At 63.7% G+C, this 16,238-nt stretch carries 18 protein-coding genes; 6 read left to right on the top strand and 12 right to left on the bottom strand.

Features of this window, described 5'->3' with window-relative positions:
- The first annotated feature begins 93 nt into the window (after positions 1-93).
- Complete coding sequence (locus tag ACZYTC_RS03885) at positions 94-603, top strand: Dps family protein (protein ID WP_434957317.1); 510 nt, start codon at positions 94-96, stop codon at positions 601-603.
- A 40-nt stretch (positions 604-643) separates the two neighbouring features.
- Here ACZYTC_RS03885 and ACZYTC_RS03880 read toward each other — a convergent pair whose 3' ends face one another.
- The 8 genes from ACZYTC_RS03880 to ACZYTC_RS03845 form a co-directional block, all read right to left on the bottom strand.
- Positions 644-1,102 (bottom strand): cytochrome c-type biogenesis protein, encoded by a 459-nt coding sequence (locus tag ACZYTC_RS03880; RefSeq protein ID WP_434957318.1) that lies wholly within the window; start codon positions 1,100-1,102, stop codon positions 644-646.
- A 3-nt stretch (positions 1,103-1,105) separates the two neighbouring features.
- The gene (locus tag ACZYTC_RS03875) at positions 1,106-3,091 is read right to left on the bottom strand and encodes a heme lyase CcmF/NrfE family subunit (protein ID WP_488988949.1); all 1,986 of its coding nucleotides are present in this window, start codon (positions 3,089-3,091) and stop codon (positions 1,106-1,108) included.
- Positions 3,088-3,543 (bottom strand): cytochrome c maturation protein CcmE, encoded by a 456-nt coding sequence (gene ccmE, locus ACZYTC_RS03870; RefSeq protein ID WP_441772037.1) that lies wholly within the window; start codon positions 3,541-3,543, stop codon positions 3,088-3,090. The genes ACZYTC_RS03875 and ccmE overlap by 4 nt, the downstream gene beginning before the upstream one ends.
- Positions 3,540-4,682 carry a c-type cytochrome biogenesis protein CcmI gene (gene ccmI / locus ACZYTC_RS03865; RefSeq protein ID WP_488988948.1) on the bottom strand — a complete coding sequence of 381 codons (1,143 nt, stop codon included), beginning with the start codon at positions 4,680-4,682 and terminating at the stop codon, positions 3,540-3,542. The genes ccmE and ccmI overlap by 4 nt, the downstream gene beginning before the upstream one ends.
- Positions 4,683-4,929: 247 nt before the next feature.
- Entirely contained in the window at positions 4,930-5,328 is a 399-nt protein-coding gene (locus ACZYTC_RS03860) for a hypothetical protein (RefSeq protein WP_488988947.1), read from the bottom strand.
- Between the two features lie 245 nt (positions 5,329-5,573).
- Positions 5,574-6,998: a sensor histidine kinase gene (locus ACZYTC_RS03855; RefSeq protein WP_454814913.1), complete on the bottom strand. Its 1,425-nt coding sequence runs from the start codon at positions 6,996-6,998 to the stop codon at positions 5,574-5,576.
- Positions 6,995-7,669 (bottom strand): response regulator transcription factor, encoded by a 675-nt coding sequence (locus ACZYTC_RS03850; protein ID WP_068296769.1) that lies wholly within the window; start codon positions 7,667-7,669, stop codon positions 6,995-6,997. Before ACZYTC_RS03850 ends, ACZYTC_RS03855 begins: the two co-directional genes overlap by 4 nt.
- Positions 7,670-7,679: 10 nt before the next feature.
- The gene (locus ACZYTC_RS03845; protein ID WP_488988946.1) at positions 7,680-7,970 is read right to left on the bottom strand and encodes a PepSY domain-containing protein; all 291 of its coding nucleotides are present in this window, start codon (positions 7,968-7,970) and stop codon (positions 7,680-7,682) included.
- Positions 7,971-8,171: 201 nt separating this feature from the next.
- Between ACZYTC_RS03845 and ACZYTC_RS03840 the strand changes: the two genes are divergently transcribed.
- The gene (locus tag ACZYTC_RS03840; RefSeq protein WP_488988945.1) at positions 8,172-9,026 is read left to right on the top strand and encodes a S1 family peptidase; all 855 of its coding nucleotides are present in this window, start codon (positions 8,172-8,174) and stop codon (positions 9,024-9,026) included.
- Between the two features lie 115 nt (positions 9,027-9,141).
- On the top strand, positions 9,142-9,930 hold the full coding sequence (locus ACZYTC_RS03835) for a S1 family peptidase (protein WP_434957325.1): 789 nt from the start codon (positions 9,142-9,144) through the stop codon (positions 9,928-9,930).
- 77 nt (positions 9,931-10,007) lie between these two features.
- Here the strand turns inward: ACZYTC_RS03835 and ACZYTC_RS03830 are convergent, their stop codons facing one another.
- The 4 genes from ACZYTC_RS03830 to ACZYTC_RS03815 all read right to left on the bottom strand — a co-directional run bounded on the left by ACZYTC_RS03830 (position 10,008) and on the right by ACZYTC_RS03815 (position 12,679).
- Positions 10,008-10,724 (bottom strand): MgtC/SapB family protein, encoded by a 717-nt coding sequence (locus ACZYTC_RS03830; protein WP_488988944.1) that lies wholly within the window; start codon positions 10,722-10,724, stop codon positions 10,008-10,010.
- Positions 10,725-11,033: 309 nt separating this feature from the next.
- Positions 11,034-11,192: a hypothetical protein gene (locus ACZYTC_RS03825; protein ID WP_434957327.1), complete on the bottom strand. Its 159-nt coding sequence runs from the start codon at positions 11,190-11,192 to the stop codon at positions 11,034-11,036.
- A 481-nt stretch (positions 11,193-11,673) separates the two neighbouring features.
- On the bottom strand, positions 11,674-12,165 hold the full coding sequence (locus ACZYTC_RS03820) for a YcgN family cysteine cluster protein (RefSeq protein WP_441772042.1): 492 nt from the start codon (positions 12,163-12,165) through the stop codon (positions 11,674-11,676).
- A gap of 58 nt (positions 12,166-12,223) precedes the next feature.
- On the bottom strand, positions 12,224-12,679 hold the full coding sequence (locus ACZYTC_RS03815; RefSeq protein ID WP_434957329.1) for a VOC family protein: 456 nt from the start codon (positions 12,677-12,679) through the stop codon (positions 12,224-12,226).
- A 229-nt stretch (positions 12,680-12,908) separates the two neighbouring features.
- Here ACZYTC_RS03815 and ACZYTC_RS03810 point away from each other — a divergent pair, with 229 nt between their 5' ends.
- From ACZYTC_RS03810 to ACZYTC_RS03800, 3 genes are read left to right on the top strand one after another with little or no spacing between them, the layout of a single operon-like run.
- On the top strand, positions 12,909-15,098 hold the full coding sequence (locus tag ACZYTC_RS03810) for a transglycosylase domain-containing protein (RefSeq protein ID WP_441772043.1): 2,190 nt from the start codon (positions 12,909-12,911) through the stop codon (positions 15,096-15,098).
- Positions 15,095-15,706, top strand: coding sequence for a DUF1214 domain-containing protein (locus ACZYTC_RS03805; RefSeq protein ID WP_441772044.1), 612 nt, complete (start codon positions 15,095-15,097; stop codon positions 15,704-15,706). The genes ACZYTC_RS03810 and ACZYTC_RS03805 overlap by 4 nt, the downstream gene beginning before the upstream one ends.
- Positions 15,703-16,230, top strand: coding sequence for a DUF1254 domain-containing protein (locus ACZYTC_RS03800; protein WP_441772045.1), 528 nt, complete (start codon positions 15,703-15,705; stop codon positions 16,228-16,230). Before ACZYTC_RS03805 ends, ACZYTC_RS03800 begins: the two co-directional genes overlap by 4 nt.
- Positions 16,231-16,238: the final 8 nt, after the last annotated feature.

Genomic DNA, 16,238 nt, shown 5'->3' with positions numbered 1-16,238 from the left:
AGCGATGTTCTATGACGGCCGCCGCTTCCCGTCGCAGGATCCATTACGGATCGGCCGGAGGCGTAGCCACTTCATAGCAAGGGAAATTGCGTAATGGCCAAGGACAAGGCGAAAGCATTGAAGACGGCGGATCTGGGGGTCCCAACCGATCTAGGCTCCAATGCAACCAAGGACTTGTCAGGCGCGCTCACGACGCTGCTCGCCAACGTGTTCACCCTCTATCTGAAGACCAAGAACTTCCATTGGCATGTCTCGGGTCCACATTTTCGCGACTACCACCTGCTGCTGGACGAACAGGCCGAGCAGATCTTCGCCATGACCGACGAGATCGCGGAAAGGGTCCGCAAGATCGGCGATACCACGCTGCGTTCGGCCGGCCATATCGGACGGCTGCAGCGCCTGTCGGACAATGATGCCGATTTCGTCACGCCCGGCGACATGCTTGCCGAGTTGCTCGACGACAACAAACGCCTGATCGGCTTCCTGCGCGAGACCCACGATCTGTGCGACGAACACCGCGATGTCGCGACCGCCAGCCTGATCGAAAACTGTATCAGCGAGACCGAGCGCCGGACGTGGTTCCTGTTCGAGACCGGCCGATAGAGAATCCGCTCAGGCCGACGGACCCGCGATGGTCCCCGGCCTACCCTTCCCGCTTCAGGATATCGTCGATCCTGGCCTGCTCGTCCGGGCTGAGCGGCGCAGGAGCGGCAGCCTGCCGCCGCCGTGTCGACAGGAAGATGGCGATGCCGCCCAGCAGCAATAATATGGGCGGTCCCGACCACAGCGCCAAGGTGCGCCATTCCAGCGGCGGCTTCAGCAGGATGAAATCGCCATAGCGGGCAACCAGGAAGTCCTTGACCGCCGTGTCGCTGTCGCCGGCCTTCAAGCGCTCGCGCACAAGGATGCGCAGATCCTTGGCGAGCGAGGCATTCGAATCGTCGATCGATTCATTCTGGCAAACCATGCAGCGCAACTGCGCCGACAGCGCACGCGCGCGCGCCTCGAGGGCCGGATCAGGCAGAACCTCATCCGGTTGCACGGCCAGGGCCGGCAGCACCATGAGGCCGAGAAAGCAGGCAAGGAGGACGCGCTTCAACATCGTCTACTCGGCCGGCTGCATGGTCTGGGCGACACGACGCGCCGGCTTGGGAGCGCCGACGCGCAGGCGGCGGTCGGATAGCGACAGCAGGCCGCCAAACGCCATGATTAGGCAGCCCAGCCAGATCAGGGTGATCAGCGGTTTGTCATAGAGCCGCGCCGCAATGGCTCCGTCCGGCATGGTATCCCCGAGTCCGATATAGATCTGGTCGAAACCATGGGTACTGATGCCCGTTTCCGTCACCGGCATCTGGCGTGCCGGGTAGAAGCGCTTGGAAGAGGCGATCTGGCCAACCTCGACGCCATCGCGACGGATCACGAATCTCGCCTCGGTGGCTGTGTAGTTCGAGCCGCGCTTGGGCACCGAGCCGACATAGGTGGCCTGGAAGCGGCCGAAAGTGGCGGTATCGCCCGGCTTCATCGCCACGATGGTCTCCGACTGCCAGGCCGAGGCGGCGACGATGCCCATCAGCGTGACGCCGACGCCGAAATGGGCAAAGGCCGTACCGAAGGCCGAGCGTGGCAGGCCGGCCCCCCGGCGCAGGCTCGATCCCAGTGGTTCACGGAACAGCTTGATACGCCCGGCGATCTCGACCACCGCCCCTGCCATGATGAAGAAGGCGAGGCCTGCGCCGAGCGGTGCCAGCACCGGCCCGCCCTGCTTGAGCCACAGCGTCACCAACGCAGCCAGGATGGCGAGCCCGATCGCGGCGCCCAGGCGCTGCATGGCGCCCGCCAGATCACCGCGCTTCCAGGCAAGAAGCGGTCCGAACGGCATCACCATCAGCACCGCCAGCATCAGCGGCCCGAAGGTCAGGTCGAAAAAGGGCGGGCCGACCGACACCTTGCCGCCGGTCAGGGCTTCCAGCGCCAGGGGATAGAGCGTGCCGATGAACACGGCAAAGCAGCTTACCGTCAGCAGGAGATTGTTGAGGATCAGCGCGCCCTCGCGGGAGATCGGCGCGAAGATGCCGCCCTGCTTCAGGGCAGACGCACGCCAGGCGAACAGGCTGAGGCCGCCGCCGATGAACAGCACCAGGATCGCCAACATGAACACGCCGCGCTTGGGATCGGTGGCAAAGGCGTGCACGGAGGTGAGCACGCCCGAGCGCACCAGGAAGGTACCGAGCAATGAGAGAGAGAAGGTGAGGATGGCGAGCAGGATCGTCCACACCTTCAGGGCGTTGCGCTTTTCCATCACCAGCGCGGAGTGAAGAAGCGCGGTGCCGGCCAGCCAGGGCATCAGCGAGGCATTCTCGACCGGATCCCAGAACCACCAGCCGCCCCAGCCGAGCTCGTAATAGGCCCAGTAGGACCCCATGGCGATGCCCAGCGTCAGGAAGATCCAGGCCAGCAGGATCCAGGGCCGCACCCAGCGCGCCCAGGCGGCATCGATGCGCCCTTCGATCAGCGCGGCAGCCGCGAAGGCAAAGGCGATGGAGAAGCCGACATAGCCCAGGTAAAGCAGGGGCGGATGGATGGCGAGACCGACATCCTGCAGGATCGGATTGAGATCCTGTCCCTGCATCGGCGCCGGCGTGAGGCGGGTGAAGGGATTGGAGGTGAGCAGGATGAACAGCAGGAAGGCGGCACTGATCCAGGCCTGCACCGCCAGCACGGTCGCCTTCATGGTCGGCGGCAGGTTACGGCCGAAAGCCGCCACCAGTCCGCCGAAAAAGGCCAGGATGAGGACCCAGAGCAGCATCGAGCCCTCATGGTTCCCCCACACGCCGGAGATCTTGTAGATGAGCGGCTTGGCCGAATGGGAGTTCTCGAACACGTTGGTGAGCGAGAAATCCGAGCTGACATAGGCATAGGTCAGCACGCCAAACGCCATGGCGATGAAGAGAAGCTGGAACAGGGCCGAACTGGTACCGATGCGCATCAGGCCGAGATCGCCGGTGCGGGCGCCCCATAGCGGCAGTACCGATTGAATCGCGGCAAGCGTGAGCGCGAGAACAAGTGCGTAATGGCCGGCTTCGACGATCATGGCTTCTTCCCGTAGGCGCCGCCCTCTTCCCAATGGCCTTGCGCCTTCAGCGCATCCGCCACTTCCTTGGGCATGTATTTCTCGTCATGCTTGGCCAGCAGCGTATCGGCCTGGAAGACGCCGGCACTGTCGACCACGCCCTCCGCCACCACGCCCTGGCCCTCGCGGAACAGGTCGGGCACGATACCCGAATAGATGACTTTGATCGACTTGTTGGTATCGGTCACCATGAAGGCGATCTCAGACGCGCTACCGCGCTGCAGGGAGCCCTGCTCCACCAGGCCGCCCAACCGCCAGCGCTGACCCGGCGTGGTCTGCTTGCCGACGATGTCGCTCGGACCGGCGAAGTAGGACATGGTGCCGCCCAGGCTGAACAACACCAGGCCCACCGCAGCCGCGAGGACCACCCCGGCCGCTCCGATCATCGCCAGACGTCTGCCCTTACGCGTCATAGACCCAATGCCTTCGAAAGCTCGTCCATCTGCCTGACGGCATCGGGCGTGCTGGCCAGGGCCTTGCGGGCATCGGCAAGTGCATTGCGGGCATTGTCCGCCTGCCCAAGCACGCTATAAGCCTTGATCAGCTTCATCCATTCCTCCGGGCTGCCCCCTTGGGATTTTAACCGCTCAGCCAGCCCGGAGACCATGCCCTGGATCATTTTGCCGCGCTCCTCGGGCGTCATCGTCTGGGCGGCGACGGCATCGTCCTTCGAGGGACCCGGACCAACTGCATCGGGAGCGGTGCCATCGGGAGCAGATTTGGGCTGCCCGCCGACCCTGGTGATTTCCTGCCGCAGGAAGTCGGCAGCATCGGGATTGCCGGCAATCAGGGCCTGCCAGGCTTCGATTGCACCCTTCTTGTCGCCATCCTGCTCCTTGGCGAGGCCGAGGAAATAGGCCGCGCGGAATTCCGTGGGATTGAGCTTGAGTGCTCGCTGGAAAGCCGCCTTGGCATCGGCCGTCACCATGCGGTCGGCAGCGGCGACGACGGCGACACCGAAATTGGTCTCGCGCTCGGCCGTCGAGCCCAGCAGCCGCAACGCGTTGGCATAGGCCTGCTTGGCATCCTCGAAGCGTCCCTGGCGCAGATAGATCTGTGCCATCAATTCCCAGCCGCGACCATCCTCCGGATTCTCCGCCAACTTGGCTTCCACCCGCGCCACAAGTTCATCGAGCGAAGCGTTCTCGATATTGCTGTCCAGGCGGGCCGCAAGGGGCTGATCGGGGTTCGACGGCGAGCCGAGATAGGCATAGAGCCCGAGGCTGAGCAGTGGCACGGCGACAAGGACGATGCTCGCGGCAAGCCTGCGCCGCCCGATAGCCGCCTGTGCGGCGGGCTGCCGACCTTTCTCGAGCTTCTCTCCCTCGTCGGCCTCGATCAGCCGGCGCGAGACCTCGATGCGGGCGGCCTGTGCTTCGCTCTTGGCGATCAGCCCGCGCTCGAGATCGCGATCGATCTCGGCCAATTGGTCCTTGTAGATGGCTATGTCGGATGCCTGCGGCGTCAGGGCGCTACCGCGCCGCGCCAGCGGCCACAGCAACGCCAGAGCTGCGAGGCCGGTCATGGCGGCCAGGGCTATCCATAGGAGCATGCGAAATCTCTTGCGCTGGCCATAAGGCCTAATTTGGGCGCGTCACACGCGCAAACACGCAGTATCACGCAATGCAATTTGGTGGCGTGCGCGGCTACACGCCCCTTTACCCGACTATCGACGGAGCAAGCCGCGTCCATGGCTGAACACCTGTCTGCTCCAACTCCTTGACTTCAAGCCAATCCAACGGATTGGCTTGATGAGCATGTTCGCGGCTCTCAGCGCTTCCGTGCAATCGCAATACGCCTTAGCTGTTGACCCAGCCACCATCCGGCTGCCGGCACGCCGTCGAACGGGCGACGCTCGGCACGCCTTCCTTGTAGATGGTCTGGGAATATTGCCGGCACTGGGCTGCGCCCTGGTTCTGCAGAGGCCCGGCGACCGCGCTGCCATGCGTGGAGGCGTTGCTGTCGCTCTTCCAGTCGACGCTGACTTTCGCCTTGCCATCCAGGGCCGTGCGACGAGCCTGTTCGGCCCGGGCGCGGTCGGCAGGATCGAGACTGTCGAGGATCGGCGAATTGCTGGTGGTGGGCGTGGGTGGCGCAGCGGCGACATTTGGCTGGGTGGTCGAACCGGTAAGCCCACATCCTGCCAGCGGCAGCGCCACCAGAGCCAGGCCAAACAGCTTGACGATCGATTTTGTCATAGGACCCCTAACCCAGAGCAAAGGGCGTTCATGACTGAACACTCATCTGCTCCAACTCCCTTTTTCGACGCCTCTTGCGATTCGAGCTGATCCCATCAAATCGCAAAACGCCCTGAGCGGATACTGTCGGCAGCCTTACACGCAAAAACGCCCCGCGCCAACCGTCTCACGGTGTCGCAAGACCCTGCTGTTCCGAACGTTACGAGAAAGTGAACCGCTTCGGTGCCCGTGCGGGCCGCGGGGGGCTAGACTGTCGCCCCCTCGCCGCTCCGCGAGGAAGGCCGGGCGCCGGGTGGCGGCGCCGATCCCTGAAGGGCGGGAATATCGAGAATGGCCCGCAGACCGCCGATCGGTGCTTCGTCGAGATTGAAGCGACCGCCATAGAGCGAGACAAGATCCTGCACGATGGCAAGACCGAGGCCGGTACCCGGCTTGGTTTCGTCAAGCCGCTTGCCGCGCTGGCCGACCTCGGCGCGTTTCTCGGGAGACAGGCCCGGCCCGTCGTCGTCGATGACGATGCGGGCGAACAGGACGCCATCCAGGTGAAAGGCCTCGGCCTGGATCATGACCTCGCTGATCGCCCATTTGCAGGCATTGTCGATGAGATTGCCTGTCATCTCCTCGATGTCCTGCTTTTCGCCGCGGAAACGCAACGCTGGATCGACCTGCACCTTGATCTTCAGGCGCTTGACGGCATGGATTTTCTCCATGGCCCGGACCAGCCCCTCGATCACCGGCACGATCTCGGTCACCGTTCCGACCACGCTGACGGCTGCGGCGATACGCGCGCGCTGGAGATGATGATCGATCTGCTTGCGCATCACGCTGACCTGCCGGCCGACCTGTTCGGCCAGCGCGCCCGCCGGCGCCGCGCCCGCCTCATTGGCGATCACCGACAACGGCGTCTTCAAGGCATGGGCGAGATTGCCGACATGGGTACGCGCCCGTTCGACCACCTCGCGGTTGGCATCGACCAGGGCATCCAGCTCACGCGCGAGCGGCACGATCTCGTCGGGCAGGTCGGGTGGCAGCTTGGCCGCCTCGCCGGTACGCATGCGGGCCAGCGCACCGCTGATGCGCGAAAGCGGCCTGAGGCCGAAGCGCACCTGTAGCAAAATGGCGGCGAGCAGTCCGACCCCAAGTGCTGTGAAGGTCAGCAGCAGCGAATATTGAAAGTCGGAAATGGCACTGTCGATCTCGTCGGCAGGGCCCGCCAGGGTCACCCGGTAGCGGCCATCCTCGCCGAGATCGATGAGGCGCTCGACGGCGCGCAGCCGGCGATCGTCCGGGCCCTTGATGTAGCCCTCGCGGACACCGCTGGGCTCGTCGGGCGTATTCGGATCGTCCAGGCTGGGCAGAGTTGCCTCGAACAGCGATTTGGAGCCGTTGGAAGCCGGCTTGTCGAGGCGGTTGATCTGCCAGTACCAACCCGACAGCGGCAATTCGAAACGCGGCTCGCCCATGGCGCCGGGCGCCGTGCGGTCACCCACATCGGCGCCGGCGATGTCAGCCACCAGCGTCTTGAGATAGACATGCAGGCGTTCGTCGAAGGAACGCTCGGTCGCATGCTGGTAGACGGACGAGAGCACCACGCCCGCCACCACCAGCACCACCACCACCCAGGCCGCGGCGGCGACGAAGAGGCGGAAGGCCAGCGAACGCGTGGTCATACGCGCATGGCGTCCGGTGGTGTGAGTATATAGCCCATGCCCCGCACGGTCTGGATCACATCCACACCCAATTTCTTGCGCAGGCGACCGACGAACACTTCGATCGTATTGGAATCGCGGTCGAAATCCTGGTCGTAGAGATGTTCGACCAATTCGGTGCGCGAGACGACGCGCCCGGTATAGTGCATCAGATAGGCCAGCAGGCGATATTCGTGCGAGGTGAGCTTGATCGGATTGCCGTCGACCACGACACGGCCGGCGCGGGCATCGAGGCGGACGGGACCGCAGACCAGTTCGTTGGTGGCGTGGCCGGTGGTACGGCGGATGAGCGCCCGAAGACGGGCCAGGACCTCCTCCATGTGGAAGGGCTTGGCGACGTAATCATCCGCACCTGAATCGAAGCCCATCACCTTGTCGGACCAGCGATCCCGAGCGGTCAGGATCAGGACGGGCATCACCTTGCCGGCGCGGCGCCAGCGATCGAGCACTGTGATGCCATCGAGCTTGGGCAGGCCGACATCGAGCACCACGGCATCATAAGGTTCGGTATCACCGAGGAAATGGCCTTCCTCGCCATCGAAGGCCCGGTCAACGGCGTAGCCTGCCTCCTCAAGCGCCTTGACGAGTTGGCGGTTGAGATCCTGATCGTCCTCGACCACGAGAAGCCGCATCGGTATTCCTTTACTTCACACCCACGACTTCGCCGGTCTTGGCGTTGATCGTCGCTCTCATAACCCGCCCATCGGTCCCCAGAAATGTGACGACATAGCGGTAATTGCCAGGGTCTCCACATAAATTGCCGTCTATCATTTCCCCCTTTACAGCACGTCGAGCCGCCCCCAATGCCGAAAGAAGAGGCACGATCGTACCAGACTTCACGAGCGGGCGTGCCTCGCTGAGGCTGACGCAAGCGGCCATTGCCGGCTGCATCGCGCCAAACCACCCAAGTCCCAGAGCCAAGACCATCACCAAGGAAGATATCCGCCCCATCCTCATCCTTCTGCTATAGCGCTCTGCGATATGGTCGCCTCATGCGGATAAATACAAAAACGCGCCGAAACAAGGAGTTAGAACAAAGCAGCATTTCCGCTTGGCGCGCCTTGCTCTAGATTCTGCCGTGATTCCCCTCGATTCGAGCCATCATCATCATTCTGCAGGGCCTCTGAACACGGCATGAACGTAATGCTCAATTCCGCCTTCCGCCAGCAGGAGCGCCCTGTCAATCCACCGGGCGCAGACTGGTTCACGCGCGGGTCGGGTCGGTCACGCGTACTGATACCGATGTCGATCCTGGCCCTGCGCTCGCTCGCCGCGAGCCTTTTGGTCTTGGCCATGGCTCTCGCATCATCGCCACCGGCCTACGCCATCGTCGGCGGTACGCCAGCAGCGGCCGACATGGCCCGTCACGTCGTGATGATCGTCTCCGATCGCGGCAGTTTCTGCTCGGCCAGCGTCATCGCACCCGATCTCCTGCTGACGGCAGGCCATTGCGTGCGCAAGGGCGCCAATTACCGCTTGCTGACCTATCAGGCCGGCAAGCCGGTGCTCTCGCCGCTCGGCAATGTGGCTGTTCACCCTCAGTTCGATGCCAAGGCCTATGATAAGCGGCATTTCACCATCGATCTCGCTCTGGTGAAGCTTGACGCGCCCCTGGCCGGCTACGCCCCGCTTCCGCTTGCCGCCGAAGCGGGCATTGCGGGTGCGGTGTATCGCGTCGCCGGTTTCGGCCTGACCGCCCAGAATGCCGGCAAGAGCGGCGGCGTCCTGCGCGAGATCGCGCTGGAGGGAGCCCCGCCCATCTCCAGGGTGCAGTTGCGCCTGCGTGAGGGCAGCGGGCTCGGTGGCGCCTGCCAGGGCGATTCGGGCGGTCCGGTGTTGCGCGAGGGCATGCTTGTCGGCGTACTCGCTTCCGCCGTGGGCGCCAATAGCGGCCGGGGCTGCGGCGGCATGACGGGTGTAGCCCTGCTCGGCACCGCCCTGCCCTGGATACGAAGCAGTGCGGCGCGGATGGGGGCCTCCCTGCCGTGACCACGCGTTTGAGATCCTGCAGCTTCTTTGCGATCGAGCTTGAGGCTCGATTGGCAGGAAGCCGCTTGGGCGCGCAACAATTTGGTTTTGGTTGGAAATGCTCTACAGCTTAGCCATGATGAAAACCCGCCTCGCCGTCGCTGTCATGTCCCTTGTGGCCTTCACCATGCCAGCCCTGGCGATCAAAGGCGGTCGCGACGTCACCGATCCCACGGGCGTCCGCAGCCATGTCGTGCAAATCACGGGGCCGAGCGGCACCAAATGCAGCGGCACGGTGATCTCCCGCAAGCTGGTGCTGACGGCCGCTCATTGTTTTCTGAGCGGGCATGGCGACTATCGCATCCGTGCCCTCGATACCCAGTTCCGCTTCCGCTTCGCCGAGGCGACACAGGTGGCCATCCATCCTCAATTCGACGTCACGGCGCTCGGCACCTCGGCGGCCATCAACGACATCGCCCTGATCCGGGTCGACCATGAATTTCCCGATTGGCTGGTACCCGTGCCGCTGGCCTCGCGCATCGCCGATGATGGCAGCTTCGTCGACGTGCAGGTCGCCGGCTTCGGTATGAGCCGCGATCGCGTGGTCAGCAGCGCCGGCAAGCTGCGCGAACGGCGCTTCGACATGCTGGACCAGATCGACAGCAAATCCCACCAGCTCTTCCTGATCGATCACAAGGCGACCCGCCGCACCGTCAACAACAACGGCATCTGCCGGGGCGATTCGGGTGGGCCGGTGTTCCAGCGCCAGGGCACAAACTACGTGCTGGTCGGCGTGATCTCGGCCGTGATGGGCGGCAAGGGGCGCGATTGCGGCACGATCACCGCCGTTACCGCCGTCTCGGCCTATCGCTCCTTCATCGAGACCATGGCCGACAGGGCTGGCTCACCCGTGCGCTTCCAATAGCCGTGATGGCCATTGCGCGTGTTTGCCGGATAGCGATCTCAGATTCCGCCACCGTTCCTGCGCCTCCTCGCTGACCTTCATTCCTGCGTGCTGCTTTCCCAGGTCGCATGGGAAACCCCATGTTCGCGCTCGAGATGGGCAACGACACCGTCGAGCTCCTTGGGATCGACCGCCGTGCTGACGAGGGTAGCGACCACCTCGGCCATGTCGTCACCCCGATCGAACAGCTCGACATCACCGACGGGATATTGCGCGGCCTCCAGATGCTCCACCAAGAGTTCGCGGATGGCGGGAACCGAAGCCCGGCTGGTGGTCACCCGCACTTCATAGATTGCTTCGGAACGCTGCGCATTGATCGGGATGCGATTGATGGCATTGACCAGCGGGCGCAACAACGTATTGCCGGCAATGACGAAGAGCGTCAGCAGCACGCCCTCCGCCACCATGTCCGCCCCCGTGCAGGCTCCGACCGCAGCCGAGCACCACAGCGTCGCCGCCGTGTTCAGGCCGCGGACATTCATGCCCTCCTTCATGATCACGCCCGCGCCCAGGAAACCAATGCCGGACACGACATAGGAGATGACTTTGACGGCCTCTTGCGGGCCAGCGATGCGCATGGCCAGATCGACGAAAGCGGCCGCTCCCAACGCTACGAGCACATTGGTCCGCAAACCTGCCGTGCGCTGGCGATATTGGCGCTCCGCCCCGATGAGAGTGCCGAAAACGAAGGCGCTGAACAGACTCACCACCGTGTCGAGAAACGGATAGAGGGTAAAGGTTTCGACGAATTTCAAGACACGGACCTTCGGCTGATCGGGCAATAAGCTCGGAGGACGTGACCGGCACGCCCCGGCGCTGCATTGAGATGCCTCTCTCGGCGGTCAGCCGCAGCCATTCCCGACGCATAGGCTCAATACATGCGGGGAGCGATATGCCCTACCAGCATGTCACATTTAATACATATGATATGACCACGAGACCGGCTCTGGGGATCACCGAAACAGCAGCCCGGTAGCGAACGGGCGATCACCAGGCAAACGCTTTCTTCCCTGGGTCGCAATTCCAGGACCTAGGCTTGGAAGACGAAGTGACATGGGCTGCGCCTAGAAAAACGAGGCGAGGAACAACGCGGAAGCGGCGATCACGACGAAGGACAGGGTCGAAATCGCAAAACTCAGATGCCGTCCAGCCGCCGTAGGAGTCACCCGGCCGAAGCCCGACAGCCGCTCAGGACGATCCAGAACCAGTTGTGCGCGTGTCATCAATCTTCCCCCGAATCTGATGTTCATCACGCGCTATTTCGAACACCGCGCGCGCATTCGTTCCGTGCGAAAACGCACAAACTCCGCTTCCCGGCAAAACATGTTTACCAAAGAGTAAACTTAGTATTCGTGCGATCTCAAACCGGCATGGATAGGGCAACATGCAAGATCATGCCCGCCAAGATCATAAGAACGGCAGCAGAGCCGATGTCGACAAGCGTTTCCATCCCGCAACTCCTGTTGAATGACGCCAAGATAATCGTGCTGTGTTGCTGGAATGCTGCGCGAGTGGGGCAATTCCCAGGATCTCCGCGCACCCATGTTTGCCTACGCCGGGCCGGCAGAGTCCCTCGTCCGTGAGATCCCACGCATGTCGGCTCGCTTGAACGGGGTCCGCCACCTTCGCGGGAAGATAGGGCTGCAGGAGCTCCATCCTGACGAGTCTGGCTCTATGGCGTCGAAACGGCTTGCAGGACCGGCTTCAGCGCCTACGGGCGGCCTTGGGTACGCGCGCTGGCCAGCGCACCACATGCTCTTCCCACTCGCCCTCGCCCACCTGCTTGTCGTCGGCCTTGACCTTGCCGCGAACCGAGACCTTGGCCTGGTGCACGGTGTCGGGGTCGCCCGAAACCAGCGGATGCCACCAATAGAGATCCTCGCCATCAGCAACCAGCCGATAGGCACAGGTCGGCGGCAGCCAATCGATGGTGCGCACCAGTTCGGGCGTCAGCGTGACACAATCGGGAACATGGCGCTTGCGGTGCTCGTAATCCGAACATTGGCAGCTATGGCATTCGAGCATGAAGCAGGCGACATCGGTGAAATAGGTGTCGCCGGTTTCCTCTTCCTCCAGCTTGACCAGGCAGCAGCGGCCGCAGCCATCGCAAAGGCTCTCCCACTCCTCTGGCGAGAGCGCCTCCAGCGGCTTGGTTTTCCAGAAAGGCTTCGAAGGCTGTTCCATCGCCGTTGCCATAGCCGAACAGCCGGCCCGAGTCACCCTTCGAGGATAGCTGCTGGAGGCGCAAGGCGCTTCAGCAGGCCATCTTGCGCATGCCCTCCTCGATTTCCGCGGCGGTGAGATCGCGCTGATGGGTAGCGATCGACCAATGATGCCCGAAGGGATCCTTGATCACGCCGTAGCGGTCGCCCCAGAACATGTCCTGCACCGGCATCGCCACCTCGGCCCCCGCTTCGACCGCGCGGGCGACGAAGGCATCGACATCGGCGACGAAGAGATGGAGGGTCACCGGCGAGCCGTTGAGGGTCTTGGGCGAGAGCATGCCATAATTCTTGTTCTCATCGACCAGCATGACGGAGCAGCCGCAGACCTTGATCGAGGCATGCATCAGCTTACCGTCCGGTCCGGGCAGGCGGATCATCTCTTCGGCACCGAAGGCTTTCTTGTAGAACTCGATGGCATCGGCGGCGCCGTCACAGATGAGATGCGGTGACAGGACGTTCATGCCGTGCGGGGCGATCTCAGTCATGGTCTTCCCTCCTCATGGGCCAGGTTTTGATGGGCCAGGTTTTGCGGACTTGCCCCAAGGACGATGCAGCGCGGATGGTTCCGACAGCGATGAGAAATTAATTCTGCAGGCCATGTTGTTTGCCATGCCAGCGGAAAATCGCGGCGGTGAAATTGCAGGCCTTTCAGGATCGGCGACCGGGGGTTAGACTGGTTGTCCCGACGTCTTTCGCGTACCGGTTGGTTCCATCGTGCCTGAACGCAAGCCAGAGCCGTCCTTTCGAAAGCGCCTGAGCCGCGCCGCCCTTCGTCTGGACTCGTGGCTCGACAACGCCGTCTACGCGTCGTGGCAGAAAGTGCGGGCCGGGATCGAGCGCGGCTCCGACATCTCGAACAGATTTCAGGTCTCGGGCTGGCGCCGGCTGCTGGTGGAAGTCGGCTGCGAGGGGCTGACCCTCGGCACTGCCGGCCTGATTTTCGGCCTGATGCTGATGCAGCCGGCAATCCGCCAGATCGGCGACGACTGGCTGCGCCGCGCCGACATCGCCGTCACTTTCGAGGATCGCTACGGCACCATCGTCGGCCAGCGTGGCATCCGCAGCAATGACAGCGTGGCACTGGCCGATATGCCTGATTATGTCATCAAGGCCGTGCTCGCCACCGAGGATCGGCGCTTCTACGATCATTTCGGCATCGATGTCATCGGCACCATGCGCGCACTCACCGTCAACAGCCAGGCAAGCGGCGTGGTGCAGGGCGGTTCCTCGATCACCCAGCAGCTCGCCAAGAATCTCTTCCTGTCCAACCAGCGCACGCTGGAGCGCAAGATCCGCGAGGCCTATCTGGCGCTCTGGCTCGAGGGGCATCTGAGCAAGGACGAGATTCTCAAGCTCTATCTCGACCGCGCCTATATGGGCGGCGGCGCCTTCGGCATCGAGGCGGCCGCGCAATATTATTTCGGCAAGTCGGTGCGCGACGTCTCCCTTGCGGAAGCCGCCATGCTGGCGGGCTTGTTCAAGGCGCCGACCAAATACGCGCCGACCAACAATCTGGCGGCTGCCCGCGGGCGCGCCAATCAGGTGCTCTCCAATCTCGTGGATGCCGGCTTCATGACCGAGGGCCAGGTTTCCGGCGCCCGCCGCAATCCGGCGACGCCGGTCGACCGGGCGCGCGAGAAGGCCCCCGACTATTATCTCGATTGGGCCTATGGCGAAATCGCCGATCTCGCCGATGACGGCGCTTTGAGCAGCGAATCCGTCTTCGTCGTGCGCACCGCGCTGGATCCCGCCATTCAGGCCGCCGCGGAAAACGCCCTGGAATCGAACCTGCGCCAATATGGCAAGGACTATAACGTGCACCAGGGCGCCATCGTGATCATGGAGCCCGACGGGGCCGTCCGCGCGATGGTGGGCGGGCGCGATTACAGCCAGAGCCAGTTCAACCGCGCCACGGACGCGTTGCGCCAGCCCGGTTCCTCCTTCAAGCCTTTCGTCTATGCCACCGCCCTGATGAACGGCTTCACGCCCAAATCCATCGTGGTGGATTCGCCTGTCTGCATACGGAACTGGTGTCCCCAGAATTTCGGCCACAAATTCTCCGGCCCGATCACGCTGACGCAGGCCATTACCCGCTCGATCAACGTCATCCCGGTCAAGATTTCCCTGGCCCTCAGCAAGAGCGCCGCCGATGGCCGGCGCATGATCATCGAGACGGCGCGAACCATGGGCATCGAGACGGAGCTCAAGGAGTCCTGGGCCTTGCCCATCGGGGTCGAGGCCGTCAACCTTCTGGAGATGACCGGCGCCTACGGCGTTTTCTCCTCCGGCGGGCACAAGGCGCCTCCCCATGCCGCGCTGGAGATCCGCAATGCCAAGGGCGACCTTCTCCATAAGTTCGATCCCGCCCGCGAGGACCCGGTGGTGATCGATCCCAAAGTGATCGCCGACATGAACGGCATGCTCAACAGCGTGGTCGAAAACGGCACGGCCAAGCGGGCCCAGTTGCCTGGCATCAAGGTGGCCGGCAAAACCGGCACCACCAATTCCTACCGCGACGCCTGGTTCATGGGCTTTACCGGCAATTTCATTGGTGGAGTCTGGTTCGGCAATGACAATTTCCAGCCCATGGATGAGATGACCGGTGGCTCGCTCCCCGCAATGACCTGGCAGCAGGTGATGGCCGTGGCCCATCAAGGCGTGGATATCAGGCAAATACCCGGCGTTGCCCCGTTCCCGCCGGGGCAGCAACCCAGCAAGGCGGAGCAGCCAGCGCCCGATGCCACCGGCGCAGCCCAGGAGGCCCCCGCCGCGCCACCGGTTCTCACCCGCAACGCCACACAGATCTTGCGCGATGTCGCCGTCCTGATCGAGCAGGCCGACCGCGTCCCTGCCAAACAGGCGGCCCAGATGCGTCGCCCAGCGCCGGTGTCGGCGATCGAATGAAGGGCTTTGGCACGATCATAGGGCTGGTCTACGCCCTTGCCCTCGGTGGCGTCTTGGGCCTTGGCCTCACCTGGTGGGCAACCGGGTCCGATTTCCAGCTCGGCGCCATGCGTCTCGGTCCCTGGACCGCATGGCCCCTGACCGACCCACTCGGAGCAGATCGCTACAACCGGGCCCGCATCGCTCGCAGCGGGGACCTGCCGCTCGGCCCCGGCGAAGGCCTTGCCTTCACCGCGCGGGAAGATTCGGAGGGGCGGGCGCTTGACGGGGCCTGCCGCTATCGCCTTGCGGCCATGCTGCCCCAAGCGCGCTGGTGGACCATTACTCTCTATGACCGATCCGACAATCTCGCGCGCAATCCCAGCAACCGGGCTGGTTTCACCAGCGCTGCTGTCCTGCGCGACGAAGAAGGCAAGGTCACCGTCGCCGTGGCGCCCGATAGCCAGCCCGGCAACTGGTTGCCCAGCTCTCCCGGTCCGATGAGCCTGGTCCTTCGTCTTTACGACAGTCCCGTCTCGACGGGCCTCGCCACCGAATTCGGCGCGGGGAGAGCCGTTGCCGTTCCAGCGATCGAGCGGCTCGACTGCGCCACTGGAGACAAAACGTGATCCGCTGGCTGTTATGGACGCTTGCGGGGCTGCTCATCGGCGTCGTGGTGCATCTGACCACGATCGTCGCTTTGCCTCGCCTCAGCGGACAGACCGGCTTCCAACGCGCAGGCGCGATCGCCCCGCTCGGACGTTTCGTCGTACTGCCTCCCGATAAGACCCCGTTGCCACTGCCGGATCCGGCTATCGTGACGGCCTTCTGCCGCTATGACCTGGCCGATGGCCCAGTTCATGTGCATGTGCCGCTGAATGCCGGCTTCCTCTCGGTGTCGTTCTATACGCCGGCAGGCCTCAATTTCTACACGCTGACCGACCGGGCGGGCGCAAACGGCGCCCTCGACATGACCTTGTTCACGCTGGCCCAGCTTGCCGAGATCAGGGCCAAGCAAGGCCCCGACCTACCGGTCGCCTTGCGTCTTCAGGCGCCCGAACCGACGGGTCTGATCGTGGTGCGCGCGCTCGTCCCCGAACCGACGCAGCAGGCCGATGTGGAACGGGCACTGGAGCCGGCAAGCTGTCGCTGACCTTCCAG

The sequence above is a fragment of the Labrys sp. F242 genome, from assembly GCF_057813875.1.
This window is presented reverse-complemented; position numbering and strand designations above follow the sequence as displayed.